A 26,042-nucleotide genomic window follows, 5' to 3' on the forward strand; every position below is an offset into this window, starting at 1 on the left:
TATATGTTTTGCGTTCTTTGTGGATTTCTGGATTAAAATGCTTCCACAATTGTTGAATTTTGATATTTTCTATTAAGAGAGGATTGGTCTCGATGTGTTTGATTTTGTGTTTTTGGAAGCAGGCGTATATTTCTTCAAAGATGATAGCAGTCACTCCTTTATTTCTAAAAGCAGGATCGATGCCAATCAAATAATATTCTGCGCGATCATTGTTTTTAGTTGCTTGAAGCAAATGAATAAATCCAAAGGGGAATAACCTTCCTCTTGCTTTTTGAAATGCTTTTGAAAACGAAGGCATCGTAATAGCAAAGGCAATCATTTGGTTGTTTTCATCCATCACACACGAAATAAAATCAGGATGAATAAAAGGCAAGTACTTCTTTTTATAATGCTCAACCTGAAAGGGTTCAATAGGAACAAAACTCTGCAAATCGGCATACGTTTTATTGAGTAGAGCAAACATTTCATCCACATAAGGCATAAGCTCTTTGGTAGTCTTAAATTTCAGCGGTTTAACGTTAAATCTCTTTTGTACGATATCTGCCATTTTTGCCATTTTTTCTTCTTCAAAAACGGAGATATCTATTTTGTATTCGATCCATTCTGCTTCAGGAACAAAGCCCAATTTCGAAAGGTGTTGCGGATAGTATTCGTAATTGTATAAACCAATCATGGTAGCCAAAACATCAAATCCCTTGGTGAGCATCCCTGCTTTATCCATATTAGAAAATCCCATCGGACCTTCCATGTATAGCATGTTGTTCTGCTTGCCAAAATTTTCTACTTCTGCAAGTAAGGCTTTACTTACATTGATATCGTCAATAAAGTCAAACCAACCAAATCGAACTTTAGGCTTATGCAAATCATTTACTTCCACCCAATTAATACAACAGGCAATTCGGCCTACTATTTTGTTGTTTTTATACGCAAGAAAAAACCGAACATCAACTGTTTTGAAAATAGCATTGGAGGGATCAAAACTTTTTACTTCTTCTTTGATGATAGCGGGTACCCAATACGGATTGTCTTTATATAGTGTAAAAGGAAATTGGACAAATTTTTTGATTTCCCTTGGAGTAATAGCTTGTTTTACTTCAATCATTTTTTTTGAATTTGAATCTAAAATCGGTATAAAAATACTAAATTTTATAGCGTAATCTAGTACAAAATAGCAATAAGAATAAGGTGAGATTTGTTAATTTGCATTAAATCAGTCGTTTAATAGTGATAATTTGGTTGTGTTCTAAAGAGGTCGGTAGATGTCGAACAGAAAATAGAGTAGCATCAAAGAGTTGTTTGAATCTTTCATTGCGTTGCTCATCTTCTGGAGTAAGCAGAATCGTATTAAAAATTATAAAACCATTGGTTTCCAGAATAGTTTGAAGGTGTTGTACAAAATAAGCCTCAAACAAAAAGGAAGGCATATAGGTGTCTTGAAAAATATCAATAATAATTAAATCATACTTTTTTTTACAGGTTAACACATATTCAAAAGCATCCATGTGCAGAATTTGGTGGTTTTCCTTGTATTGGTCTACATTGAAGTATTTTTTAGCAACAAATAAAATCGCCTCATCTATTTCGATACTGGTAATAAAACCAGTGAAATTGACTTCATTCCGAAGTAAATGCACCGTACTGCCAGCACCTAAGCCTAAATTGAGTACCTCATCCATGGCTTTAATTTTGTGATAACCAATGAATTTTAGCCCGCGTTTAAAAACATGCGCCAATTGGCCATACGAATAGTTGGTGTTTTTAGTGTCTAATACCAATTGCCCTTTTTGCCACGTAATCTCCAATTTTGTGCTAACCGAAGAAGTAACTTTTTTTACAGAAATAGGTGAGAGGTAGCTTAACCATTTTTTTAGCATATCTTTTTCTAAGTCAATTTACACAAAGATAACAGGAAAAAAAGAAGTGCCAAACCACAGAGTAGCTTTGTTAATACCAGTACAATACGAATCAGAAATTGTTTCGAACTGCCAAAGTGTTCTCCTTTTTGATCTAAATTTCGATAAGCTTCTTGTCTTTTATCTAGAGATTAAGTAGAAATGTTCTTTTGTACGAATTAGGATATTCGTTGTAATTGAAAGCGAAAGTTCGCGTAATTCTATAAGATTAATAATAAAAATTAGAGCTTTCTTAGTTTAAACTCCTGCTGTTGCTTATATGAAAATGGAATTTTATAGAATTCTACTGCCAAAAATAAAATAGTTTTTTCTCTTGAGTGTAGTTTCCTATATTTGTTATTTAATTTTATTCTAAATAAAAATAAGAGGTTTATGATAAGAATGTTATTAGTTCTTATAGTGATTGTGCTTGCTTTTTTATCCGTTTTTGTAGGGGTTAAAGAGATTTCTATATTTGATTTGTACAATTTAACGAGCGATGAGTTACTTGTTATTTTTGTCAGTCGTATACCTCGTACCCTTGCTGTATTAATTGCAGGAGTAGGAATGAGTATCTCGGGGCTGATTGTACAACAGATTTCCTTAAACAAATTTGTTTCTCCCACGACTATGGGAACACTCGATGCTTGTAAAATGGGTATTTTATTTAGCATGATTCTCTTTCCCAATGGGGGAATCGCCGTAAAAACGGCTATGTCTTTTGCTATTGCTTTACTGGCAAGTATTGTTTTTCTGCGTTTAGCGAGTAAAATGAAAGTACAAAATGTAATTTTTATTCCTTTAATCGGAATTGTCTTTGGAAATATAGTAAGTGCTATAGCCACTTTCTTCGCTTTTCGCTACAATCTTGTTCAAAATATGGATGGATGGATGATGGGAGATTTTTCTTCTATCTTAAAAGGGAACTATGAAATTTTATACCTCGGTGTTTTAGTTGTTATTCTATGTTATAGCTATGCAAACAAATTTACTATTGTGGGTCTAGGTGAGGATGCCGCTACAAGCTTGGGACTGAATCCAAAGAAAATCATGTATTTAGGCTTAGTCTTTGTTTCTATTACATCCACAGTAGTCGTACTAACAGCAGGCGTTATTCCCTTTTTAGGTTTAATTGTTCCCAATGTGGTAAGTATGATTTTTGGTGATAATCTTCGTAAAACGATAAGTTATACCGCGCTAGTAGGTGCTATATTCTTATTGATTTGCGATTTAATCAGCCGTACCTTAATTGCCCCTTATGAAGTGCCTATTGGCCTAACCGTGAGTATAGTTGGAGGTGTTGTGTTTTTGTATTTAATCCTTAAAAAGACAAAACATGCCTAAACGTAAATTGATAGTTGTATTAGTTGTTGCACTGCTCCTCAGTATTGCTGTTTATATGTTCACGTTTACGGGAACAAAACTAGAGTATGTATTGCCCCGACGTGGATTTAAAGTTTTAGCCATGTTGTTGGTTTCTTTTGCTATAGGATATTCTTCTGTGATTTTTCAAACGATTACAGCCAATAGAATCTTAACGCCCTCCATTATGGGATTTGATGCTTTCTATTTGTTGTTGCAATCACTGATTGTCTTGTGGTATGGAGATAAAACGTTTCAGATTTTAAGTTCGGAATGGAACTTTGTTTTGTCTGTTGTTTTGATGATGGGATTTGCCATGATTATGTATTTTGCAATATTTAAGAGAGAAAGTAAGGGACTGTATACCTTACTATTAGTTGGGCTTCTGATTGGAACTCTATTTAAAAGTGGGGCCTCATTTATCATGTTGTTGATTGATCCCAATGAATTTACAATGATCCAAAATGCTATGTTTGCCTCGTTTGAACGCATTAACTTAAAGATTTTAGGAATTTCTGCTGTAATTCTAATATTCACTATGCTATATGGTGTTCGATATTTTAAGCAACTGGATGTTATTAGTTTAGGAAGAGAACACGCCATTAGTCTAGGTGTCAACTACCATAAAGTAGTACGCACTAATTTGATTTTTATATCCATTATGGTAGCCGTTTCTACGGCTTTAGTTGGACCCATTACCTTTTTAGGTCTTTTGGTAGCCAATTTAACCTATGAACTTGTAAAGAAAAATAACCACGCATTAGTTGTGTTTACCTGTTGCTTGCTGACTTCCGTTACAGTTATTGGAGCGCAGTATCTGGTGGAACACGTATTTAATATGACAACAACGGTAAGTATTATTATAAACTTTGTAGGAGGAGTGTATTTTATTTATTTACTGTTAAAAAGCAATAAAGTATGATTCAAGTAAACCAAGTATCGAAATCATATGGAGAGAAACTGATTTTAAATCAGGTTTGTGTAAGTTTTCCCAAAGGAAAGATTTCGTGTTTTATTGGAGGAAATGGTACGGGTAAAAGTACCTTATTATCTATTATAAGCCGTTTGGTTGCGAGAGATAAAGGAGAAATTAATTTATTGAATAAAGAAGTCTTAAGCTATTCGAATGAAGACTTTGCAAAACGCCTCGCTATTCTAAAACAAAGTAATAGTCCCAATATTCGCTTAACAGTAAAAGAGCTCGTTTCTTTTGGTCGGTTTCCACATTCGAAAGGAAGATTGAAAAAAGAAGACCATCAAAAAATTGAAGAAAGCATTGCTTTCATGGGATTGAAAGAGATTGAAGATCAGTTTATTGACGAATTAAGCGGAGGGCAGCGACAAAGAGCTTTTCTCGCTATGGTACTAGCTCAAGATACAGAATATATCTTATTGGATGAACCGCTGAATAATTTAGACATGAAGCACTCCGTCGAAATTATGAAAATCCTACGCGAATTAGCCGATAAATACCATAAAACCATTGTTATTGTGGTGCATGACATTAATTATGCAGCGGCTTATGCAGATTATATCGCAGCTGTTAAAAATCATCAAATCCTGTATTTTGGCCCTACGGATGAAGTGATAACGGAAGAAAAAATGAAAGAGGTCTTCGATATTGATATGCAAATTATCAATAACGGGGATCATAAGGTATGTGTCTATTTTAAATAATTATATAAAAACATCGTTATGAGTAAATTGATAGTTAGCTGTTTAGCAGCCTCGGTTTTTTTGTTTGTTTCTTGCAAGGAAACAAAAAAGGAAGAAAAAAATGCTACAACCGAAACGACAGAAGTAATTGCTGTTGATCATTTATCAGGAACTACAGAAGTTCATCTAAACCCAAAGAATACGGTTGTATTAAGCTACGGTATTCTTGATACATTTGAAGAATTAGGTATTCCTGTAAAAGGAGTTCCAGGAGCAAATTTACCTACTTATTTAGAGCAATATAAGGCTAGTGAATACGAAAATGTTGGAGGAATTAAAGATCCGAATGCTGAAAAGATTAATGCCACAGATACAGAATTAATTATTATTTCAGCACGTACAGCTGTAATGTATGACGAGTTCTCAAAAATCGCACCTACCATTAATTTGGATGTGGATACGAAAGACTATATGAATTCATTTAAGAAAAATCAACGTATTATTGGTCAGTTATTTGGCAAGGAAGAACAGGTTGAACAAGAACTAAAAGATATCGATAATCGAATTGCTAAAATAAAAAGTACGACCGAAAATTCGGATAAAAAAGCTCTAATCGTTTTGGCAAATGAAGGCCGTTTAAGTTCGTATGGTAAAGGCTCGCGTTTTGGTATTATTCACGATGTATTTGGTTTAAAGCCTGTGGATGAAAATATTGAAGTTGCTACACATGGCCAAGTTATTTCTAATGAATTAATTAAGGAATTAAACCCAGATTATATTTTTGTAATTGATCGTGGTGCAGCAATTAAAAGAGCCACGTTAGGAAAAGAAGAATTTGCAAATGTTTTGATTCAACAAACCAAAGCGTACAAGGACAATAAAATTATTTTCTTAAATCCTGAAACTTGGTATTTATCTGGTGGCGGATTGAAATCAATCAAAATGATGATCGAAGAAATTGAAAATGCAATTACTCAATAAGTAAAAGCGATATTTCGTTCAATTAAAAACGAGTTAGTATCAAGTAATGCTAACTCGTTTTTATTTTTAAATGAAATATACGGTTTAACCCCGCGACTTTTTGTTTAAATTAGCAAGACAATTTTAAGCTAAGAGATCCTTTAATTTGATCTAACAGTATATGGATGAACAGTTCTCAAAATCAATATTCAAAAAGCTATTTAAGGATATACAAACCTTACTTACGGTAGGTTATTTATTTGCAGTAGCAATTGGTATGTTGTTTAATTACAAAAAGTATATTTTATTTCACATCAATATTTTTGATTATGCCGGACTTTTTGATTTCTTAATAGCTCCTTTCGGTGATTTTAATATTGCGTTATTTACTTTGGGTACAATCTTACTTACAGCGCTGATTTATAAACTGGATCTTTTTTGGCATAAAAAATATCCAGACTCTTATTCTAAATTTTTGTTCAAAATGGACCTAACGCAATGGTATCAAAGACAAAAATATGTTATGGGGATTTTTGTCTTTGTGTTGTATCTTTTTTTAGGAGCAGATATTTATGCGAAGCATTTTAATAAATCGGTTGTTACACAAAATCCTATCGCAATTACTTTCGGTGATAATTCTAAAAGTGAAGGCATTCTAATTGGAAAAACAACGGATTATATTTTCTTGTTACAAGACCAAGAAATTAAAGCAATTCCAATGACTGCTCTTATTAAAGAAATTAAAATAAAATAAAAAAGGATGCTCAGCATCCTTTTTTTATAACTTAAAACTGACGAACAGTTTGTCTAATTGCAACTAATTTAGTCATTAAGTTTTCAAAGTGATCTAAATGCAACATATTGGCTCCATCGCTTTTTGCCGCTGCAGGATCAAAGTGTGTCTCTAAGAAAATTCCATCAACACCTACTGCAATTCCAGCTTTAGCAACCGTTTCAATCAAATCAGGACGTCCACCTGTAACGCCACTCGCTTGATTAGGTTGCTGTAAAGAATGGGTAATATCCAATACCGTAGACGCAAATTGTTTCATGGCAGGGATACCTCTATAATCCACAATCATATCTTGGTAGCCAAACATCGTTCCTCTATCGGTTACCATTACATTTTCATTGTGGCAGTCCAATACTTTTTGTACAGCGTGTTTCATACTCTCAGGACTCATGAATTGCCCTTTTTTCAGGTTGATTACTTTTCCTGTATTAGCAGCAGCTACAACTAAATCCGTTTGGCGTACTAAAAAGGCAGGAATTTGTAAAATATCAACATATTCCGCTGCTAAAGCAGCATCTGAAGATTCGTGAATATCGGTTACCGTTGGCACACCAAATTCTCTGCTTACTTTAGCTAAAATTTTTAATGCTTTTTCATCGCCAATTCCAGTAAAACTATCTATTCTTGAGCGATTGGCTTTTTTAAATGAACCTTTAAATACATACGGAATTTTTAACTTATCTGTAACCTTGATGATATGCTCGGCAATACGCATCGCCATATCTTCTCCTTCAATAGCACATGGACCAGCTAATAAAAAGAAATTATCGGCTTCCGTGTTTTTTATTTGAGGTATATTTTTAATATTCATAGTTTCGTTTTTAGCATTATTTTCGTTTCGTTTTGCCTTTTCTATTTTTCACTTTGACCATTTCGGGCTTTTGTGCAGCGGCTTTTATTTGATCGTAATTCTTGGTTTTTAAAAAGTACGAAATGATAGTAGTAAAGATAACACCAAATGACAAATTATTCATCACGCCATTTCTTAAAAATAAGTCAAAAGAAGCATTCTTTTGTGCCTCTTCAATGGTCATCTTTGCATCATTGATCAAAGCAAGCTCTAAGGTCTTCATAAAATGAGGACTTACTTGATTAAAGGTAATGAATTGTACAATAGGAAAGAATAGGGCAATCATGATACACATCACCAAACCAGTCATAAAAGCTTGTTGCCATTGTATCACATTGTTGTAATACTCTTTTTTCTTTTGTCGGATACCCAACCAATAAAAAATAAAGAGAAGAAAACTAAATAGCATTTCATGTAATACTTCAAAACGTACTTTTTCAGCATGAAACCCCAGTGATTTTCCTATAAACATCCAAATTAAAGCTGCTAATGTCGCTAGAGCTGCCCATTTGAATTCAATAGAGAATTTTTTCATTGTATTAGCTTAAAATATAATAGCTCAAAAGTAAAGTTTTTATTTTATAGGGTAAAATATATTTTTTTCTAATTTTTTTTCTTAGATTTAAGAAGAACAAGAAGGGAAAGAAATAAAATAACCACTATTTTATAAATTATTATAGTAAAAAAAAATAATTAGTTATGAAAACGCTTATTTTAATTAGACATGCCAAATCGTGTTGGGAGACGATTACCGAAGATAAAAATAGACCTATATCAAAAACAAGAGGTGTACAAGATGCACTTTTGGTATCGCAAGCAATTGCCCCACTTTTACCAGATCGATTTATCGTTTGGACAAGTACAGCTAAACGAGCGAAACAAACGGCTACAATTTTTTGTCAGAACTTAGAAATAAACCCTGCTTATGTCATTGAAAAAGAAGATATTTATACTTTTGATGTCAAGAAATTGGCACGAAGCATAAAGAAATGTGAAAATATGCATAAGGCCTTGATTATTTTTGGACATAATGATGCAATCACAGATTTTGTTAATAAATTTGGTATGGTTTCGATTGATAATGTTCCAACTTCGGGAGTAGTCGTTATGGACTTTCCGCAGGAAGATTGGAAAGGGATTAAAAACGGAACTGTAATAAGTAAGGTTTTTCCAAGAGATTTAAAATAAAAAATGAATACAACTACTGCAACACCTAAATATTATTATGTTGATCGCGAGAAAAGCTGGTTAGCTTTCAACGAAAGAGTTCTACAAGAAGCCGGGGATGTATCAGTACCTTTACTTGAACGTCTGCGTTTTATTGGAATTTTCTCCAATAATTTGGATGAATTTTTTCGCGTGCGTTATGCAACAATTCGCCGAATGGTTTTAACGGGCGAAAGCAATCGAAAATTAGGAAGTGGAGTAGTGGTCAAAGATTTATTGATGCAAATTACCAATCGCGTCATCGTCTTACAAAATGAAAGTTTGCGTATTCTTGCGGAAATAGAAAAACAACTAGAAGCAGAGAACATTTTTATACTTAACGAGAAAACAATCAATGACAAACAAATAATATTCGTCAAAGATTATTTTTTACATACACTTTCTCATGACTTAGTAACGGTAATTCTCAGTGATTTAGCGCCTTTCCCTTTACTGAGAGATACCCATGGTTATCTAGCGGTGAAATTAGAAGTAGATGAAGAGTTGCGCAGCAAGAGGAGTAAAGCCAATAAACGCGAAAAAGGAACTAAGTATGCAATTATTGAAATTCCCAATATTGTTAAGCGTTTTGTAGAACTTCCTTCGGATGATGATAAGAAATACATCATTATGATTGATGATATTATCCGGTATAACTTAGCTTCAATCTTTAAAATTTTCGATTATAAAGCGGAAAAAGCGTTTATGATTAAAATTACGCGCGATGCTGAAATAGGCGAAGACACCGATTTGCATAAGTCATTTGTTGAAAAAATATCCAGTGGAGTAAGAGATCGAAAACAAGGAGAAATTGTTCGTTTTGTCTATGATCAAGAAATGGATCAAGATTTGTTGGACTATTTGCTCAAAAATGTTGAAATAGAGATGAATGACAGCATTATCCCTGGAGGACGTTATCACAACCGACGTGATTACATGGGCTTTCCAACCTTGGGACGTTCGGATTTAACGTATCCCAAGCAAATACCAGCAGCCGTTCTTGATTTGGATATGGAAGATAGTATTATTCAACAATTACAAAAGAAAGATTACTTAATCTATACCCCTTATCAGTCTTTTTCTTATCTCGTTCGTTTTTTAAGAGAAGCAGCCTTGGATCCTCAGGTATTGTCAATTAAGATTACGCTGTATCGTTTGGCTAAAAACTCACAGATTATCAGTTCTTTGATAAATGCAGTGAAGAATGGAAAAAAGGTAATCGCACAAATCGAATTGCAAGCGCGTTTCGATGAAGCGAGTAATATCTATTATTCAGAACTCATGCAATCCGAAGGCGTACAACTTATTTTTGGAGTGAAAGGGCTAAAGGTACACAGTAAGATTTGTGTGGTTGAACGCTTGGAAAACAAAAAAATAAAACGCTACGGCTTTGTTTCAACAGGAAATTTCAATGAGAGTACAGCAAAGATTTATACCGATGTTACCTTGCTAACGGCACACAATCAAATTATGAAAGATGTGTCTAAAGTGTTTGAATTTCTACAAGTTAACTACCGAGTACACAAGTATAAAAACCTGTTGGTTTCGCCCCATTATACCCGATCAGGATTCTATAAATTGATTGATCGAGAAATTCGAAATGCCAAAAGTGGGTTACCTGCTTCCATCCGATTAAAAATGAATAGTTTATCCGATTTGAGAATGGTAGATCGCTTGTACGACGCAAGTCAGGTAGGTGTAAAAGTACAATTGATCATTCGCGGGATCTGTTGTTTAGTGCCTGGTATACCAGGAATGAGTGAAAATATTGAAGCGATTAGTGTGGTAGATCGATTTTTAGAACACTCGCGCATTTATATTTTTGGAAATAATGACAACCCCGAAGTATATATTTCATCTGCGGATTTTATGACCCGTAATTTGGATGAACGCGTAGAAGTAACCTGTCCAATTTACGATGATAGAATCAAAAAAGAATTGATAGAAACCTTTGAAATAGGCTGGAAAGGCAATGTAAAAACGCGCATTCAATCTGGTGATTTATCTAATAAATATAGAAAAAGAGAAGGAGAAGAGGACTATCGATCACAAAGAGAAATGTATCGTTATTATTTGAACAAACTAAAATCTGAATAGATGTTAAAGATTAAAAAATATGCAGCTATTGATATTGGCTCCAATGCGATGCGTTTGTTAATTATGAATATTGTAGAAACGAAAGGACAGGATCCCGTTTTTAATAAAAGTTCCCTTATTCGCGTTCCTATTCGTTTAGGACAAGATGTATTTACTCAAGGTGAGATTAGCACAGAATCCAAGCAGCGGATGATTGAAGCTATGCAAGCTTTTTATCTTTTGATGCGAGTAAATAAAGTAGAGCGTTTTATGGCTTGTGCAACAAGCGCTATGCGTGAAGCGGATAATGGACAAGAAGTAGCAGAAGCTGTTTTTGAAATGTCAAGAATAAAAATAAATATTATTGATGGTGAAAAAGAAGCGATGATTATTGCTTCTACGGATTTAAAAAATTACATCAATCAAACCAAAAATGTTATGTTTGTTGATGTAGGAGGAGGTAGCGCAGAGTTCACCGTTTTTAAAGAAGGAAAACCCATTGCATCTAAATCTTTTCGCAATGGAACGGTCCGACTGTTAAACGATATGGTCCCTAAAAGTGTATGGAATGATATTCAAAATTGGGTGAGAGAAGAAACAAAAACACTCCATGATTTGATTGTTATTGGTTCAGGAGGAAATATCAATAAGGCTTTTAAAATGTCTGGAAAGAGTCAGGATAAGCCGATGTCCTACCTATATTTAAATCAACAATTAACGAAGTTATCTGAGATGACCTATGATGAGCGTATTGCTATTTTGGGATTAAATCCAGATCGGGCAGATGTAATCATTCCAGCTTTGAGAATTTATAGCTTTGCAATGAAAGCTAGTGGTGCAAAACAAATTTATGTACCTAAAATAGGCGTTTCGGATGGTATTGTTAAGGCGATTTACTTTGGGCAAATCCCCTTAGATTATCAAACTATTGCCTATTAAATAGAAGTTTTTAGTTATCCCTAAACGAATGGTTTATTTATTAAACAAAATTATTGGATGCCAAAAAAAGTTGATATTTAGCTTGTTTTTGCATCCTTTTTTTTAGACCTATAAAATAAAACAATTGAATTCATATTGTTTTCAAAATGAGCTTTAGGTTGAAGTGGTGAATCCAGATCTGACGAACCAATTCCAATGGCAGATAAACGAAATAACAATTGACGAATTTTCTCCATTAGTTAATTTATCTAGGTATACTAATCTACTGCGTGATACTCAAAATAGCGTGACGATAAGTATAACTAATACCTCGGGTTTGTATCACCATTAACACAATAGAAATTGACAATACAAACCTCTGTTTAATTCCCAAAGGAATTTCACCTCAAGGCGATGGTTTAAACGATACGTTTGATATTAGTCATTTTGGAGGAGTTTCTCTTCAAATTTTCAATCGCTATGGGATGAAAGTATACGATAAGAAAAACTACAAGAATGAATGGCATGGACAAACGAATTCGAGTAATACTTTACTACCTAATGGAACGTATTTTTATCATATCGTAACGAATAGAGGAGAGACGCTTTCGGGTTGGGGTTCAGTTGATGTATTAGGAGGTGAGGTTTGCTCTTTGCTAGGTTTGTTTTTTTGGTAGATTGTTTTTATTTAGAAAATTTCCCCCATAACCCATTTCTCATAACCCTTCACCCATTTCTCATAACGCATCACTTCCATCTAAAATTTCTCAATCGCTCCCAGTCCAAACAGCGCAAAATCGTATTTTACGGGATCAACAGGATCCAGTTCACGCAAAGCTGTATCCAATTCCAATAGAGCTTTAGCATCGTTTTGTGTGCGTTTTAGTATTCCTAGTTTCCGTGCCATATTACCTGAATGTACATCTAGTGGGCAAGATAACTCACTAGGAGATACTCCTTTCCAGATTCCGAAATCAACGCCTGTATTGTCATTACGCACCATCCATCTCAAGTACATATAGAATTGGATAATTAAAATGGTAGGGATAAAAGTGGGTATATGAAATAAAGAATACTTTGAAGTAGATTTTACTTTCTGTTAAAATTAACATATATTTATAGCTTATCTATTAAATCAGGAATCTATGAGATATTTTGTTTGCATCGCTGTTTTCTTTTGTTTTTATATCAATGCCTTATATGGGCAGCAAAATTTGGTGATTAATCCCAGTTTTGAAGATGTAAATGTAGATCAGTTACAATGCAATCTTTATCAATCATATGAAGCATTTTCAAATGCCATTCAGTATTGGAATTCACCATTTGGAACTTCTGATATTTACAATATAAATTTTCCTGAGCGTTGTTCTTATCAAGGAGTTCAAAGGCCAAGAACTGGTAGTACCATGTTAGGTTTCGTAACGTATATTAATCAAGAAGTAATTGGGGGAAGAGATCCAAATACATTTCCGAATTCTGAATTTATTGAAGGTCAATTGATTACTCCCTTACTACCGGGACATACTTATAGAATAAAATTTTATGTAATGTTAGCGGTATGGAGTCATTTTAAAGCTAATAATTTTGGCATCCAATTTTTTCAAAATAAATATGTCGAAACAGTAGATATTATTCCTGAAGGTAATCCTGATGCGAATTATACGACGGTGGTTAATGATAGTCAAAATTGGCATTTAGTTCAATTGGAATTCACCCCACAAATCGCAGATTTAAAATATTTTATCATTGGAAATTTTTTTAATGGGCTTAACACTACAGCTGAATTAACTGCTCCTTTTGAAATGGCTATGTTCGCTTATTATTATATAGATGATGTTTCAATTATAGACTTAACACCATCTTTTCAACCAATAGGTCCCTTTTGTAAAGGAGCTATTTTTACACTACCAGAAGAATCTCAGAACGGTCATATAGGTACATGGTCACCAGCAATTAACAATCAACAAACAACTACTTATACTTTTACGCCCGATAATCCAGAGTTACAGAAAGTAACGTTAACAGTTGAAATTATTGAACCTTATATTGAGCCTATTTTTGATTTAGAAACAACCGTATGTAAGGGAACAACTTTTACCTTACCAGGTGTTTCAGAAAATGGAATAAAAGGTACTTGGTCTCCTGAAGTAAACAATCAAAAAACTACCACGTATACGTTCACCCCTGAAGTTGGTTCTTGTGGATTAAAAACGAGGGTTATGATAGAAGTAGTTGATGTACTAACGCCTGAGTTTACCCTTCCTTCTTTTATCTGTGCAGGAAGTCCGTTGGTTTTACCAGAGTTATCTAATAATGGAATTTCTGGTATTTGGACACCTGCTATTGACAACCAGCAAACAACGACATACACCTTTACCCCAGTAGGGCATGATTGTACTGTACCTATAAAAGCAACAGTAGAAGTTAAGCGAATAGGTACTCCTTTATTGAATTCTTATTGTACCAAAAATGGGCTTTATGTTGAAGTGGTGAATCCAGATTTGACTAACCAATTTCAATGGCAGATAAACGATATAACAATTGAGGAATTATCTCCATTAGTTAATTTATCTAGGTATGCTAATCTACTGCGTGAGACTCAAAATAGAATAACGGTAAGTATGACTAACATCTTCGGCTGTATCTCCACGAACACAATAGAAATTGAAAACAAAAATTTGTGTTTAATTCCAAAAGGTATTTCACCTCAAGGCGATGGTTTCAACGATACGTTTGATCTCAGTCATTTTGGAGGAGTTTCTCTTCAAATTTTCAATCGCTATGGGATGAAAGTATACGATAAGAAAAACTATAGAAACGAGTGGTTTGGACAAACGAATTCGAGTAATACGTTACTGCCTAGTGGAACGTATTTTTATCAGATTGTAACAAATCAAGGAGAGATGCTTTCAGGTTGGGTACAGTTGGTGTATTAGTAGAAGAGGTCTGTTTTTTGTGCGGTTTGCTATGGTTTAAGTACGTGGTGCGTCCATCCGTCTTCATTCAGCTTATCACACACCCAGTTTGTCCCTGAGGGGACAAAGAGTCGCATCCTTTATATCCGGCAATGCAGTATGAAATACTGTGTTGAATAACGGATGCGATTTCTTCTGTTTCGAAATGAGATAACTGATTCGGTTACGGTAGAATTCCCCATAACCCATTTCTCATAACGCACCACTTCCATCTAAAATTTCTCAATTGCGCCCAATCCAAACAACGCAAAATCGTATTTCACAGGATCAACGGGATCCAATTCACGCAAAGCCGTATCTAATTCCAAAAGTGCTTTAGCATCATTCTGTGTGCGTTTTAGTATGCCTAATTTACGTGCCATATTGCCTGAATGTACATCTAATGACAAGATAACTCACTAGGAGATACTCCTTTCCAAATACCGAAATCAACGCCTGCATTGTCTTGGCGAACCATCCACCTCAGGTACATATAGAACAGGATAAAAAGGATGGTATTTTTGTATGCTAAATTCGCGTTTCTAGTGTATGAATATGCAATGAAATCACTTTCTAATCTATGTTTTATATTAGTATGGTTAATCTATAAAAATGTAAAAAATAAGATAATTAAGTAAAAAAACATTTAAAATTCAAGTATTTTAATTTTTTATTAAAAATTAAATGTTATATTTAACTTAATTAATTTAAAATAAAGATAAAATAAAGAAAATTAGCTTTTTATTATTTTCAATTATTACATTGGGAATATCGACTACATCTTGTGAAAGAGATGAGTCTTTAGTTGTAGAAGATAACAAGTCAACCATTGTTAACAATCAAACGTTATCTAATGATTTAGATTTAAGTCAATTGAATCTAGATGAAAAGGGAATTGAAAAGGTTAAATCTTTTTTAGAACAGTCAACAAGCTCTATGAGATTATGGAATAGCTCATTAGGGGATTGTACTAACCATAACGGAGGTTGTGCCCCAGAAGATGTTTATGTGCCACTGGGGCCCGTAACAGGATATTCAAAAACCTTAGAAGACATTCGTTTTGAACTAGTAAAAGAAGGAAATACAGTTTCTGTATCTAAGAACCTAGATTTAAGTAAATTGTTTTTCCATGTTGCAAATGGTCAATCACCAGTAAAAACTATTGGATTTCAAATCGTAAAATAAGATGAATCTAAAAAAGATTAATATGTCTCTTAGAGCTATTATAACTTTGGTAGTTGTTATAGTAGCTCTTTTGGGATGTAGTAAAAAGAAGGAATTAATTACCATGGATGTTGGGTTCAATGCTCATCCAATTGTGGGAAGAGGAGTATATTATGATTCATCTACCCAAAATTATCAACTTTATTTTATTAACAATAGTCTCGAACAACCTCAAGTATTTTTTTTTGATTTAAAAGGAAAAAAAGTCGATTCTATAACGATAAATCTAAATTTAAAAAAGAATCCTAATAATATTAAATTTATTACAAAAGATTCTATTTTATATACGATTGGAAATGAGGATAAGAATGAGTTTTACCTTATTAACCGAAGTGGAACTATTTTAAAATCGAAATCTTTAAAGTCGAGTATTGCACAAAAAAAAGAAGGCCATGAATATTATTTAGTCCCTTTTAGAAATAATTGTTATACAGATTTTTCAATTAATAGATGTGCTACTACGATTTTATTTAGTCCCAGTGATGCGTTTAAATTAGCTAATAGTCATCTACCAGATGCTGTTCAACAAAAAGAGTTGAGCAAAATACAAAAAGAGGCTGCTGTTTTACTAAGTGTACAGAATTTGTTTACAAATCACACTTCTATTGAGTTTGGAAAAAATATATTTGATGAACGTGGCACTCAGATTACTAAAGCTAAAGTGATAGAACTGAAAGATAGTTTTTATTTTTATAGCCCTTATGGTAGAGATATGTATGAATTAGATTACAATTTAAATATTGTAAAAAAAATACAGTTGTTATCAGATAAAGAAAGGATTCCTGGTGAAGAAACAAATAATAAGCAACAAAAAATAAGTTATATTAATTATGTGTTATTTGATAAAAATTCGCAGGCAATTTTTGCAGTAGTTAGTATTGATAATGATAGCTATGATGGGGATAATATGCCAACATCTTCCTTTGAGATTATTCATTTCGATAAAAATTTTCAAAAAAAGAGTTCAAAGGTCTTTGATGGAGAACAATATGATATTAACTCTGTGTTTCTAGTAAAAGACACCGTATTGGTAGAAAAAAGAAGTGAAATATTTGGACAAATAATTTATGAAATGTATACAGAAAATTAGCGCATTAGTAATGTTAGTCATTTGTTTGTCTGCATGTACTAAAAAAAGCGATCAACCCTCCCCCTTAACCTACTTAGAAAATAAGTATCAAGTGTCAATATCTCCTAATGTAAAGAGAATTTACATCATAGATGAAAATAAGGTGTCTTGTGGAAATTGTCTTCGTCATTTTCATGATTATTTAGTAAAAAAGAAACCAACCGTAGAAGAGCTTGTTTTATTAAATAATACAGGTACCTTTATTAATCGCAATTTCTTTGCAGAAAAACAATGCACAATTATTCAATTTAAACCTAAGAAAAGTAGCAATGATTCTTTAGTGCCTCATTTAGGAATAATTTACTTGACCAAAGGGGTAATTGACAGCATTATCAATGTAACGCCAGAAAACATACAGAAAATCTTATTGCAAGATGAAAAAGAAAGTAAAATAGGAGTATAAAGTAGAATCTCCTTTACTTTTTTTGTGCTTTGTGATGTTGTAAGTTTTGCTTGATTAAAAGAAAACATGATATTAAATCAGAAAATTCTCCCATAATTCATCGCTCATTCCCCATCACTTGTTTTTAAAACTTTTCAATCGCCCCCAAGCCAAACAAAGCAAAATCATACTTCACAGGATCAACAGGATCCAATTCACGCAAAGCCGTATCTAATTCCAAAAGTGCTTTAGCATCATTCTGTGTCCGTTTTAGAATCCCTAATTTACGTGCCATATTGCCTGAATGTACATCTAATGGGCAAGATAACTCACTAGGAGATACTCCTTTCCAAATACCGAAATCAACGCCTGCATTGTCTTGGCGAACCATCCACCTCAGGTACATATTAATGCGTTTCGCAGCAGAACCTTTTAAAGGATCCGACACGTGTTTCTGTGTACGGGATTGATGTTGAATTTCAAAAAACAAAGTTTTGAATTTAGAAATACGCGCTTGTAAAGGAAGGGAAGCATCGCTAAATACCGCTTCTAAACCCCCGTGATTTTGATAGATATGCTGTAAAGCTTGGACAAAAGTTACAAAATCGGAGCTGTTAAATGTACGATGTACGAAACCTTCCAATGCTTCGAGCTGGTCTTCGTTGTGATTCATGACAAAATCATAAGGTGAATTACCCAATGCCTCCATCATTTTATGTGCATTTTTGATAATCATTTTTCGATTTCCCCAAGCAATGGTAGCACTTAAAAAACCTGCAATTTCAATATCTTCTTTTTGGGTATATAGATGGGGAATTTGTACAGGATCATCCACAATAAAAGAAGGGTTATTGTATAGCAATACTTTCTCGTCTAAAAATTCTTTGAGTTCTGTTTGATTCATGGGTATAATTTTGGTACTTACTCCAATAACAATTGGGTCTGTACTTGGTATTTTTGACTAATTCGCAATCAAACCATCCGTCATAATGAGTTTGCGATCGGCCATATCTGCTAATTCTTCATTATGAGTCACAATAACAAAAGTTTGTCCAAATTCCTCACGCAATTGAAAGAAGAGGTTGTGCAGATTTTCTGCCGTTTTGGTATCTAAGTTTCCCGAAGGTTCATCCGCAAAAATGACCTTAGGTTTATTGATTAAAGCTCTCGCTACGGCAACACGTTGTTGCTCTCCTCCGGATAATTCAGAAGGAAAATGGTGATACCGGTGCGAAACACCTAGATAATCCAATAATTTTTTGGCTTCTTGTTCGGTTTCTTTTTTATCTTTTCCCGCAATAAAAGCAGGAATACATACATTTTCTAACGCATTAAATTCAGGAAGTAATTGATGGAATTGAAAAATAAACCCCAAATTTAGATTTCTAAATTTAGAGATTTCCTTATCGTTTAACTGTAAAACGTTGGTGTTATTGATAAAGAGCGAACTATTAGCTTCAAGTGAAGGCTTGTCTAAGGTTCCTAAAATTTGAAGAAGTGTTGTCTTTCCGGCACCCGATGCTCCGACAATTGAAATGATTTCTCTTTCTTTAATGTGCAGATCGACCCCTTTTAGCACTTCTAATTGGTCATAGGATTTTCTAATATTTGTTGCTCGTATCATAAGTATGGCTTTGATCGATTACAAAATAACAATGTTTTAGCTCAATTAAAAATTAAAAAGGGAAAAATATTTCAATTGTTTTAGACTTCCAATGATTATTAATAACTTAGACCATTCTAATTAGGTAGTAATAAATAGGAAAGAGTAAATGAAAAAAGCAATACTAGCTGGCGGATGTTTTTGGTGTACAGAAGCCGTATTTAAGAGTTTAAAAGGAGTTGTAGAGGCGGTACCTGGTTATATTGGGGGAAGCCAAGTTAATCCAACCTATGAACAAGTCTGTACAGGAGAAACAGGACATGCAGAAGCCATAGAAATTGAGTATAATGAACATGAAGTTAGTTATAATGAATTGTTGGAGATCTTTTTTGCAACCCATAATCCAACTACATTAAATAGACAAGGAGAAGATATTGGAACCCAATATAGGAGTGAAATTTTTTATGTGGATGAAGCTCAAAAACAAGCTGCAGAAGAATATATTGGAATTTTGCGTGATGAAAAAGTTTTTGATCAACCGATTGTCACTCAAATAACTCCAGCATCCATTTTTTATGTAGCAGAAGATTACCACAAGAACTATTTTGATCGAAAAGGCGCGGAAAATCCGTATTGTCAAATGGTTGTAAAACCTAAAGTAGAGAAATTTAAGAAGAATTACGCTTCCAAATTGAAAGAATAAAACATGCAACAGCACGAGGATCAAACCAATCGGATAAAAAGAAGGCAACTGATAACTGGAATATTTCTGGATCTAATCGGGATGATTAGTTATTTGGTACCTGGTTTAGGAGAGATTTCAGATTTAATTTGGGCCCCTGTTTCCGCCTTTATTTTAGCGAAAATGTACCCAGGTAAAATTGGTAAAGTTGGCGCATTGGTCAATTTCATTGAAGAAATATCTCCAGGATTAGATATTATCCCAACGTTTACTTTAACGTGGGTGTATACTTATTATTTTCAGAAGAAAAGTTTCTAATAAATAATATTTTTTATTGTGTTAAAATCATAAATTTTTCTTAACTTTAAAGTGTATCCAAATTTACAGTTTGGGTATAGACGAAAGGATTGATTAACTATAAAACATGTTTTTATGAAGAACTTATTTGTGATTATTTGTAGCGTTTTGCTTTTTGTTAGTTGTAAGGAAACAAAAAACAGTAGAGCGTTGGGGGATGAAAATGCAGGAAAAACTTTAATAGGTTGGTATTATTATAATTTAGGAGAAGAAAAGTACGAGGATTTGAAACAATATCTCGATGTAGATTTTTTTAAAAATACATCTGAAGCTGAGTTTTTTAATAAATTGAAGCAAAGAGATACGGAAATGGGACACATTATAAAAGCTGTTTTTAAAGAGGGCGATTTGACGAATGAAAATAAAAAAGAAAAGATTAAGGAATTTCAATTTGATTATGATGTACAATATGAAAAAAGTGCAGCAGTTGAAAAATTCCATTTAATTAAAAGAGGGGATGATTTTAAAATTGCTAAAATAGAGTTTTAATAAAAAGGTTATTTTAAGCACTGTATATAAGTACAAAAAAGAGAAGTTTCACCATAAGCTTCTCTTTTTTTGTTTTTAAACGTTTTATTTCATTAAAATATTACTAAGTGAAGAAAAGTATATTTTCCTAATAAAACTGTACATTTGTTAGATGTTGGAGCAGAATAAAGATTGTAATAATCGGTAACGCTGCTTATTTGAAAGAAAAAACATGAAGAAAATAGAAAAAATTTGCTGCATTGGTGCTGGATATGTAGGTGGGCCAACCATGGCAGTTATTGCTGATAAGAATCCTCATATACAAGTTAAAGTAGTAGATATTAATGAAGAGAGAATTGCGGCATGGAATTCTGTAGACTTAACGCAATTGCCTATTTATGAACCTGGATTAGATGCTATTGTAGCTAATGCTAGGGGGCGAAATCTATTTTTTGATACAGCGATTGATCAAGCCATTGAAGAAGCCGATATCATTTTTATATCAGTGAATACACCCACCAAGACGTATGGAAAGGGCAAAGGAATGGCTGCTGATTTAAAATATATTGAATTATGCGCACGTCAAATTGCAAGGGTAGCGAGTTCTTCTAAAATTGTAGTGGAAAAATCAACTTTACCAGTGCGTACTGCACAAGCAATTAAACGAATATTAGATCAAACAGGCAAGGAAGGAGTGAAGTTTCAAATCTTATCCAATCCTGAGTTTTTAGCAGAAGGAACTGCTATTTCAGATTTACTACATCCAGATCGCGTATTGATTGGGGGTGAGCAAACTGCAGAGGGTATAGAAGCCATGAATGCATTGGCTTCGCTTTATGAATCGTGGATTGAGACTTCCAAAATTCTGAAAACAAATGTTTGGTCGTCTGAATTGTCAAAATTAACAGCGAATGCTTTTTTAGCACAACGGGTGTCATCCATTAATGCAATATCAGAATTATGTGAAGTTTCTGGAGCAGATGTAAATGAAGTAGCTAAGGCAATCGGAACCGATTCGAGAATTGGCAACAAATTTCTGAAAGCTTCGGTTGGATTTGGAGGCTCGTGTTTTCAAAAGGATATTTTAAACCTTGTTTACATTGCAAAATCCTATGGTTTAGAGGCAGTTGCTGATTATTGGGAACAAGTGATTCACATGAACAACCACCAGAAACAAAGATTTGCAGACCGCATTGTAACCACATTGTTTAATACCGTTAACAACAAAAAGATTTGCTTTTTAGGATGGGCTTTTAAGAAAGATACGAATGATACCAGAGAATCGGCAGCTATCTATGTGGCCAGTGAGTTACTTGATGAACAAGCACAGATTCATGTTTTTGACCCCAAAGTTTCCAAGCAACAGATGATTAGTGACTTGGAATATACCAATAAACACAGTTTAAGCGAAATAGAAAATCAATTAACCTCACATACCGATCCATATCAAGCCATGCAAGAGGCACATGCTATCGCAATTTTAACTGAATGGGATGTGTTTAAAACCTATGACTGGCAAAAAATATACAATCAAATGCAAAAACCTGCTTTTATATTTGATGGCAGGGGTTTATTAGATCATCAACTATTGACAGCTATCGGTTTTGAAGTATATACAATTGGAAAAGGAGAGTAATTTTACAGTAAACGTTAGGATTAAAAGATAAAAACATGGAGTATTTATATCTATTTATCATCTTTTTATTAGTAGTAATCGTTGGTATATTATTGTATTTTCTATTCCATTACAATAAACAAAGAGTTGTTTTTGAAAAGGAAAAAGACTTATTTGATAGTAAAATTAAGTACCTGCAATTAGAAAATCTAGAATCAAGGTTAGATCCTCATTTATTTAAAAATATATTAAATTCAATTCAGTCTCATGCCTATCAAACGTACTATGCCTTAGATAAAATGGCAGGTGTATTGGATTATATTTTATACGATAGCCAACGCAAATTAGTGACCTTGAAAGAAGAGCATGAATTTGCAATGCGATTAATTGATATCAATAAAATAAAGCTAAATCCTCTTTTTCGCCTAGATGTTCGTTCTAATATAGGGGAAACTGAAGTACTGTATTCGGAAGACTTAGTTGCACCATTGATTTGTGTTGAATTAATAGAAAATGCGTTTAAACACGCCGATTTAACTGGGAATGATGCTTTTATAACGATACTTTTTAAACTAAAAAATGGACAGTTTGATTTGGTGGTTTCCAATAAAAAATCATCTAAAGGTTCCTTGCGAAAAGAAAAAGGAGGCTATGGCTTGTCTGCCTTACGCGAGCGCTTACATTTGATCTATGGAGGCTATTATAAGTTAGAAAAATCAGAAGATGAGCAAGTGCATTCCATGCATTTAAAAATTAATTTGTATGAGTTCAAAGCTAAAATGTATACTCTTAGATGATGAGTTGCTGGGATTGAAGTATTTAAAAATGCTATGTGAGCAAATTCCCGAAATCGAAATCGTTAAAGTATTTGACGATCCCACTGTTTTTTTAGAAGAAGCACCTACCTTAGATTTTGAGTTGGCAATTTTGGATATTAATATGCCTGGAATGGATGGGTTGAGTGTAGCTCAGTTATTGACCAATAAGGGCGTTGTTTTTGTTACTGCATACAAAGAATATGCATTGGAAGCTTTTGAAGTAGATGCAATTGATTACATTGCTAAACCGATTAAAAAAGAAAGACTACAACGGGCTATCCAAAAGGCAATGCGCCAATTAAAACCCATAGAACTAACGACTTCCTTAACCGTAAATTCAAATAAAGGAAAGGCAATTTTGCAGTTTGATGATATTCTTTATATTAAAACGAGTGAACAGGATGGTAGAGATAAAGAAATTGTACTAGAAAATGATCAACATTTAATGGCAAAGAATATTTCATTGGACAAGCTCGTTGAAGTATTACCCGCTACTAAGTTTTGTCGTATTAATAAGAGAGAAATTATTGCCTTAAAAATTGTGCGCTTTTTTGGTCATGATTTAATCACAACGCAACTGTTTACTGAACAAGGAAAACCTCTTGAACTCACCTTAGGAGTGACCTTTAAAACAGATTTCCTAGATAAGATATAGTTTCATTACAAGATATTAAAGGTTCATTACAAGAAAGCTTGTTTTGAACCCAAGGATGTGATTTGATAAGTATATATTTCAGACTTTTGCCATTGAAATTAAAAAACCTTATTTGATTATGTCAAAATATAGAAATGCACTGCTTTATGTGTCTATTATTGGAGGATGTACGGCTTTAATTTATTGGGTGGTTAGTCAAGGATCCAAGTTAGAAGTAAACACAAAAGCAGTAGTGTCTGGAAATAGTGCCTGGCAAGATTTTCTTAATGCCTTAGTTCACCATCTAGAAAGCCCCTTAGCTTTATTATTAGCACAAATTGTAACCATTGTTTTAGTCGCGAGAGTATTCGGTTGGATCTGTAAAAAAATTGGACAACCTTCCGTAATAGGTGAGATTATCGCGGGAATCGCACTAGGTCCCTCCTTAGTAGGTACTTATTTTCCGGAGTTTTCCGCTATTATGTTTCCAGCCCAATCGCTGGGTAATCTAAGTTTTTTAAGTCAAATCGGTCTAATTCTTTTCATGTTTGTCATTGGAATGGAATTAGATCTCAAAATATTGAAAAATAAAGCACACGATGCTATTTTAATTAGCCATGCTAGTATCGTAATTCCCTTTGCTTTGGGAATGGCTTTGGCGTATTATATTTTTGAATCCTTTGCTCCAGAAGGGGTGGATTTTCTGTCCTTTGGCTTATTTCTGGGTATTGCGATGAGTATTACTGCTTTTCCCGTATTAGCGAGAATTGTTCAGGAACGAGGCTTGCAAAAAACGCGATTGGGAACAATTGTTATTACTTGTGCAGCGGCGGATGATATTACTGCCTGGTGTTTGTTAGCCGCAGTTATTGCTATTGTTCAGGCTGGGAGTTTTGTTAGTTCTCTTTACATTATTGCCTTAGCAATTATTTATGTCATTGTAATGTTCACATTGGTTCGTCCATTTTTAGGTCGAATTGCAAAATATCAGGGAAATAGCAAATTATTGTCTAAAGGAACCGTAGCTATCTTCTTATTAACTTTGATTATTTCTTCTTATTGTACGGAAGTAATTGGTATTCACGCTTTATTCGGTGCTTTTATGACAGGAGCGATGATGCCTGATAATATGAAGTTTAGAAATATTTTCATTGAAAAAGTGGAAGATGTTGCTGTTGTCTTATTCTTGCCTTTATTTTTTGTATATACAGGATTGCGTACCGAAATCGGTTTATTAAATGAACCTTACTTATGGAAGATAACTGGACTAATTATCTTAGTAGCCACAGTTGGTAAATTTTTGGGAAGTGCGATTACGGCCAAATTCGTTGGTATTAGTTGGCGGGACAGTTTGACCATTGGCGCGTTGATGAATACACGTGGTTTGATGGAACTTATTGTATTAAACATCGGTTTTGATTTGGGAGTAATGACAGGCGAAGTATTTGCCATGATGGTTATTATGGCTTTGGCAACGACATTTATGACCGGTCCTTTATTGGATTTAATTAAAAAAATATTTGGTCCCTTAGGTGATGAACCACTACACAAAGGAGTTGTCATAGGAAAATACCAAGTTTTCTTGTTTTTTGAAAATAAATTGAGTTTAGCTCCTTTGATGAAATTAGCCAGTGCTTTTACAGGTAAAGAAAGTATGGATACTCGAATTACTGCCATGCATATGATTGATAGTCAGGAATTAAATTCATTCAATACTCAAGAATACGAAGAAGAGATTTTTGAAGCGGTCCAAGAACAGTCTACTGAGATGGATCAAGAAGTACAAACGTATTATAAAGTTTCCAATGATATTGAAAGTGATGTAATTAGTATGGTGCATCAAGAAACCTGTGATTTGTTTTTAATTGAAATGGGATATTCAATTTATCGAGGTTCTGTTTTAGGAAATATACTGGGTTTTACCACGCGAATTATTAATCCGGATGTCTTGCTAAATAAAGTAACAGGAAGAGAAAAGTTATTTGAAAATTCGTGGTTTAACGACCGTACACAACAAATTATGAATCGCACGAAGGTGCCTTTGGGAATTTTGATTAACAAGGATTTTCAAAAATTAGAACACGTTTTCTTACCTATATTTAGTAAAGGAGATTTGAAATTGTTGTCCTACGCACAAAAGATGATTCGCAATAATGATGTTCAAGTTTCTATCCTAGATGCAACCGGAGAATTAGAAAATCATACAGAGTTTAAAGAACAAATCAGACTCATTGAACAATATAAACCGAATCATATTCGCATCGTTAGTAATAAAGTAGTATCAAAAGAATTTATAGAAGAATTTGATTTAATGCTTATTACTTTAGACAGCTGGAAAAAATTGATTGAAACAAGAAGTATTTGGTTAAATCATGCTCCATCAATGCTATTAATGCAGTCATTATAACTATTTAGTTATGTTTTTTATATTAATTTGCACAACCTCAAGTTTTTAAACTTGAG

At 33.6% G+C, this 26,042-nt stretch carries 28 protein-coding genes and 1 pseudogene; 20 read left to right on the forward strand and 9 right to left on the reverse strand.

Features of this window, described 5'->3' with window-relative positions; genetic code table 11:
- Together ACMHJ2_RS13715 and ACMHJ2_RS13720 are read right to left on the reverse strand one after the other, a co-directional pair.
- Positions 1-1,102: GNAT family N-acetyltransferase (locus ACMHJ2_RS13715; protein WP_413513432.1), on the reverse strand; the 1,102-nt coding region annotated here is incomplete at its 3' end.
- Between the two features lie 103 nt (positions 1,103-1,205).
- Entirely contained in the window at positions 1,206-1,874 is a 669-nt protein-coding gene (locus ACMHJ2_RS13720) for a spermidine synthase (protein ID WP_413513433.1), read from the reverse strand.
- 411 nt (positions 1,875-2,285) lie between these two features.
- Here ACMHJ2_RS13720 and ACMHJ2_RS13725 point away from each other — a divergent pair, with 411 nt between their 5' ends.
- From ACMHJ2_RS13725 to ACMHJ2_RS13745, 5 genes are all read left to right on the forward strand, one after another.
- On the forward strand, positions 2,286-3,236 hold the full coding sequence (locus ACMHJ2_RS13725; RefSeq protein WP_413513434.1) for an ABC transporter permease: 951 nt from the start codon (positions 2,286-2,288) through the stop codon (positions 3,234-3,236).
- Positions 3,229-4,176, forward strand: a complete 948-nt coding sequence (locus ACMHJ2_RS13730; protein ID WP_413513435.1) for an iron chelate uptake ABC transporter family permease subunit — start codon at positions 3,229-3,231, stop codon at positions 4,174-4,176. The genes ACMHJ2_RS13725 and ACMHJ2_RS13730 overlap by 8 nt, the downstream gene beginning before the upstream one ends.
- Complete coding sequence (locus tag ACMHJ2_RS13735) at positions 4,173-4,931, forward strand: ABC transporter ATP-binding protein (protein ID WP_413513436.1); 759 nt, start codon at positions 4,173-4,175, stop codon at positions 4,929-4,931. Before ACMHJ2_RS13730 ends, ACMHJ2_RS13735 begins: the two co-directional genes overlap by 4 nt.
- An 18-nt stretch (positions 4,932-4,949) precedes the next feature.
- Positions 4,950-5,891, forward strand: coding sequence for a siderophore ABC transporter substrate-binding protein (locus ACMHJ2_RS13740; RefSeq protein WP_413513437.1), 942 nt, complete (start codon positions 4,950-4,952; stop codon positions 5,889-5,891).
- A gap of 160 nt (positions 5,892-6,051) precedes the next feature.
- Positions 6,052-6,624: a hypothetical protein gene (locus tag ACMHJ2_RS13745; RefSeq protein ID WP_413513438.1), complete on the forward strand. Its 573-nt coding sequence runs from the start codon at positions 6,052-6,054 to the stop codon at positions 6,622-6,624.
- Between the two features lie 31 nt (positions 6,625-6,655).
- Here ACMHJ2_RS13745 and kdsA read toward each other — a convergent pair whose 3' ends face one another.
- Together kdsA and ACMHJ2_RS13755 are read right to left on the reverse strand one after the other, a co-directional pair.
- Positions 6,656-7,474 (reverse strand): 3-deoxy-8-phosphooctulonate synthase, encoded by an 819-nt coding sequence (kdsA, locus tag ACMHJ2_RS13750; protein ID WP_413513439.1) that lies wholly within the window; start codon positions 7,472-7,474, stop codon positions 6,656-6,658.
- Between the two features lie 16 nt (positions 7,475-7,490).
- On the reverse strand, positions 7,491-8,048 hold the full coding sequence (locus ACMHJ2_RS13755; RefSeq protein ID WP_413513440.1) for a DUF4199 domain-containing protein: 558 nt from the start codon (positions 8,046-8,048) through the stop codon (positions 7,491-7,493).
- Between the two features lie 164 nt (positions 8,049-8,212).
- On the opposite strand from ACMHJ2_RS13755, the gene ACMHJ2_RS13760 reads away from it, so the two are divergent.
- The 3 genes from ACMHJ2_RS13760 to ACMHJ2_RS13770 are packed head-to-tail and all read left to right on the forward strand — an operon-like array spanning position 8,213 to position 11,734.
- On the forward strand, positions 8,213-8,701 hold the full coding sequence (locus tag ACMHJ2_RS13760) for a SixA phosphatase family protein (RefSeq protein WP_413513441.1): 489 nt from the start codon (positions 8,213-8,215) through the stop codon (positions 8,699-8,701).
- A gap of 3 nt (positions 8,702-8,704) precedes the next feature.
- Positions 8,705-10,816: a polyphosphate kinase 1 gene (gene ppk1, locus ACMHJ2_RS13765; RefSeq protein ID WP_413513442.1), complete on the forward strand. Its 2,112-nt coding sequence runs from the start codon at positions 8,705-8,707 to the stop codon at positions 10,814-10,816.
- Complete coding sequence (locus ACMHJ2_RS13770; RefSeq protein ID WP_413513443.1) at positions 10,817-11,734, forward strand: Ppx/GppA phosphatase family protein; 918 nt, start codon at positions 10,817-10,819, stop codon at positions 11,732-11,734.
- Positions 11,735-11,811: 77 nt separating this feature from the next.
- Here the strand turns inward: ACMHJ2_RS13770 and ACMHJ2_RS13775 are convergent, their stop codons facing one another.
- Positions 11,812-11,970, reverse strand: a complete 159-nt coding sequence (locus tag ACMHJ2_RS13775) for a hypothetical protein (RefSeq protein ID WP_413513444.1) — start codon at positions 11,968-11,970, stop codon at positions 11,812-11,814.
- A 141-nt stretch (positions 11,971-12,111) separates the two neighbouring features.
- On the opposite strand from ACMHJ2_RS13775, the gene ACMHJ2_RS13780 reads away from it, so the two are divergent.
- Entirely contained in the window at positions 12,112-12,390 is a 279-nt protein-coding gene (locus tag ACMHJ2_RS13780; RefSeq protein ID WP_413513511.1) for a gliding motility-associated C-terminal domain-containing protein, read from the forward strand.
- 80 nt (positions 12,391-12,470) lie between these two features.
- Here the strand turns inward: ACMHJ2_RS13780 and ACMHJ2_RS13785 are convergent, their stop codons facing one another.
- Positions 12,471-12,773: a DUF2400 family protein gene (locus tag ACMHJ2_RS13785; protein WP_413513512.1), complete on the reverse strand. Its 303-nt coding sequence runs from the start codon at positions 12,771-12,773 to the stop codon at positions 12,471-12,473.
- A gap of 85 nt (positions 12,774-12,858) precedes the next feature.
- On the opposite strand from ACMHJ2_RS13785, the gene ACMHJ2_RS13790 reads away from it, so the two are divergent.
- The gene (locus tag ACMHJ2_RS13790; protein ID WP_413513445.1) at positions 12,859-14,649 is read left to right on the forward strand and encodes a gliding motility-associated C-terminal domain-containing protein; all 1,791 of its coding nucleotides are present in this window, start codon (positions 12,859-12,861) and stop codon (positions 14,647-14,649) included.
- Between the two features lie 251 nt (positions 14,650-14,900).
- Here the strand turns inward: ACMHJ2_RS13790 and ACMHJ2_RS13795 are convergent.
- A pseudogene (locus ACMHJ2_RS13795) lies at positions 14,901-15,160 on the reverse strand (DUF2400 family protein); the annotation flags it as partial.
- 269 nt (positions 15,161-15,429) lie between these two features.
- Between ACMHJ2_RS13795 and ACMHJ2_RS13800 the strand changes: the two are divergent.
- The 3 genes from ACMHJ2_RS13800 to ACMHJ2_RS13810 are packed head-to-tail and all read left to right on the forward strand — an operon-like array spanning position 15,430 to position 17,423.
- Positions 15,430-15,852: a hypothetical protein gene (locus ACMHJ2_RS13800; protein ID WP_413513446.1), complete on the forward strand. Its 423-nt coding sequence runs from the start codon at positions 15,430-15,432 to the stop codon at positions 15,850-15,852.
- Positions 15,853-15,874: 22 nt separating this feature from the next.
- On the forward strand, positions 15,875-16,981 hold the full coding sequence (locus ACMHJ2_RS13805; RefSeq protein WP_413513447.1) for a hypothetical protein: 1,107 nt from the start codon (positions 15,875-15,877) through the stop codon (positions 16,979-16,981).
- Positions 16,959-17,423, forward strand: a complete 465-nt coding sequence (locus ACMHJ2_RS13810) for a hypothetical protein (protein WP_413513448.1) — start codon at positions 16,959-16,961, stop codon at positions 17,421-17,423. Before ACMHJ2_RS13805 ends, ACMHJ2_RS13810 begins: the two co-directional genes overlap by 23 nt.
- A 124-nt stretch (positions 17,424-17,547) precedes the next feature.
- Here ACMHJ2_RS13810 and ACMHJ2_RS13815 read toward each other — a convergent pair whose 3' ends face one another.
- Entirely contained in the window at positions 17,548-18,306 is a 759-nt protein-coding gene (locus tag ACMHJ2_RS13815) for a TIGR02757 family protein (protein ID WP_413513449.1), read from the reverse strand.
- Between the two features lie 57 nt (positions 18,307-18,363).
- Positions 18,364-19,026, reverse strand: coding sequence for an ABC transporter ATP-binding protein (locus ACMHJ2_RS13820; RefSeq protein ID WP_413513450.1), 663 nt, complete (start codon positions 19,024-19,026; stop codon positions 18,364-18,366).
- A gap of 148 nt (positions 19,027-19,174) precedes the next feature.
- On the opposite strand from ACMHJ2_RS13820, the gene msrA reads away from it, so the two are divergent.
- From msrA to ACMHJ2_RS13855, 7 genes are all read left to right on the forward strand, one after another.
- Entirely contained in the window at positions 19,175-19,708 is a 534-nt protein-coding gene (msrA, locus tag ACMHJ2_RS13825; protein WP_413513451.1) for a peptide-methionine (S)-S-oxide reductase MsrA, read from the forward strand.
- Between the two features lie 3 nt (positions 19,709-19,711).
- Positions 19,712-20,005 carry a hypothetical protein gene (locus tag ACMHJ2_RS13830; protein ID WP_413513452.1) on the forward strand — a complete coding sequence of 98 codons (294 nt, stop codon included), beginning with the start codon at positions 19,712-19,714 and terminating at the stop codon, positions 20,003-20,005.
- Between the two features lie 114 nt (positions 20,006-20,119).
- Positions 20,120-20,533, forward strand: coding sequence for a hypothetical protein (locus tag ACMHJ2_RS13835; RefSeq protein WP_413513453.1), 414 nt, complete (start codon positions 20,120-20,122; stop codon positions 20,531-20,533).
- Between the two features lie 211 nt (positions 20,534-20,744).
- Positions 20,745-22,148, forward strand: coding sequence for a nucleotide sugar dehydrogenase (locus ACMHJ2_RS13840; RefSeq protein WP_413513454.1), 1,404 nt, complete (start codon positions 20,745-20,747; stop codon positions 22,146-22,148).
- Between the two features lie 35 nt (positions 22,149-22,183).
- Positions 22,184-22,924 (forward strand): sensor histidine kinase, encoded by a 741-nt coding sequence (locus ACMHJ2_RS13845; RefSeq protein ID WP_413513455.1) that lies wholly within the window; start codon positions 22,184-22,186, stop codon positions 22,922-22,924.
- The gene (locus ACMHJ2_RS13850; RefSeq protein ID WP_413513456.1) at positions 22,890-23,600 is read left to right on the forward strand and encodes a LytR/AlgR family response regulator transcription factor; all 711 of its coding nucleotides are present in this window, start codon (positions 22,890-22,892) and stop codon (positions 23,598-23,600) included. Before ACMHJ2_RS13845 ends, ACMHJ2_RS13850 begins: the two co-directional genes overlap by 35 nt.
- Positions 23,601-23,718: 118 nt before the next feature.
- Positions 23,719-25,986, forward strand: coding sequence for a cation:proton antiporter (locus tag ACMHJ2_RS13855; protein ID WP_413513457.1), 2,268 nt, complete (start codon positions 23,719-23,721; stop codon positions 25,984-25,986).
- Positions 25,987-26,042 lie beyond the last annotated feature (56 nt).

It is taken from the genome of Myroides odoratus (genome assembly GCF_965118575.1).
Classification (GTDB): Bacteria; Bacteroidota; Bacteroidia; order Flavobacteriales; family Flavobacteriaceae; genus Flavobacterium; species Flavobacterium odoratum_B.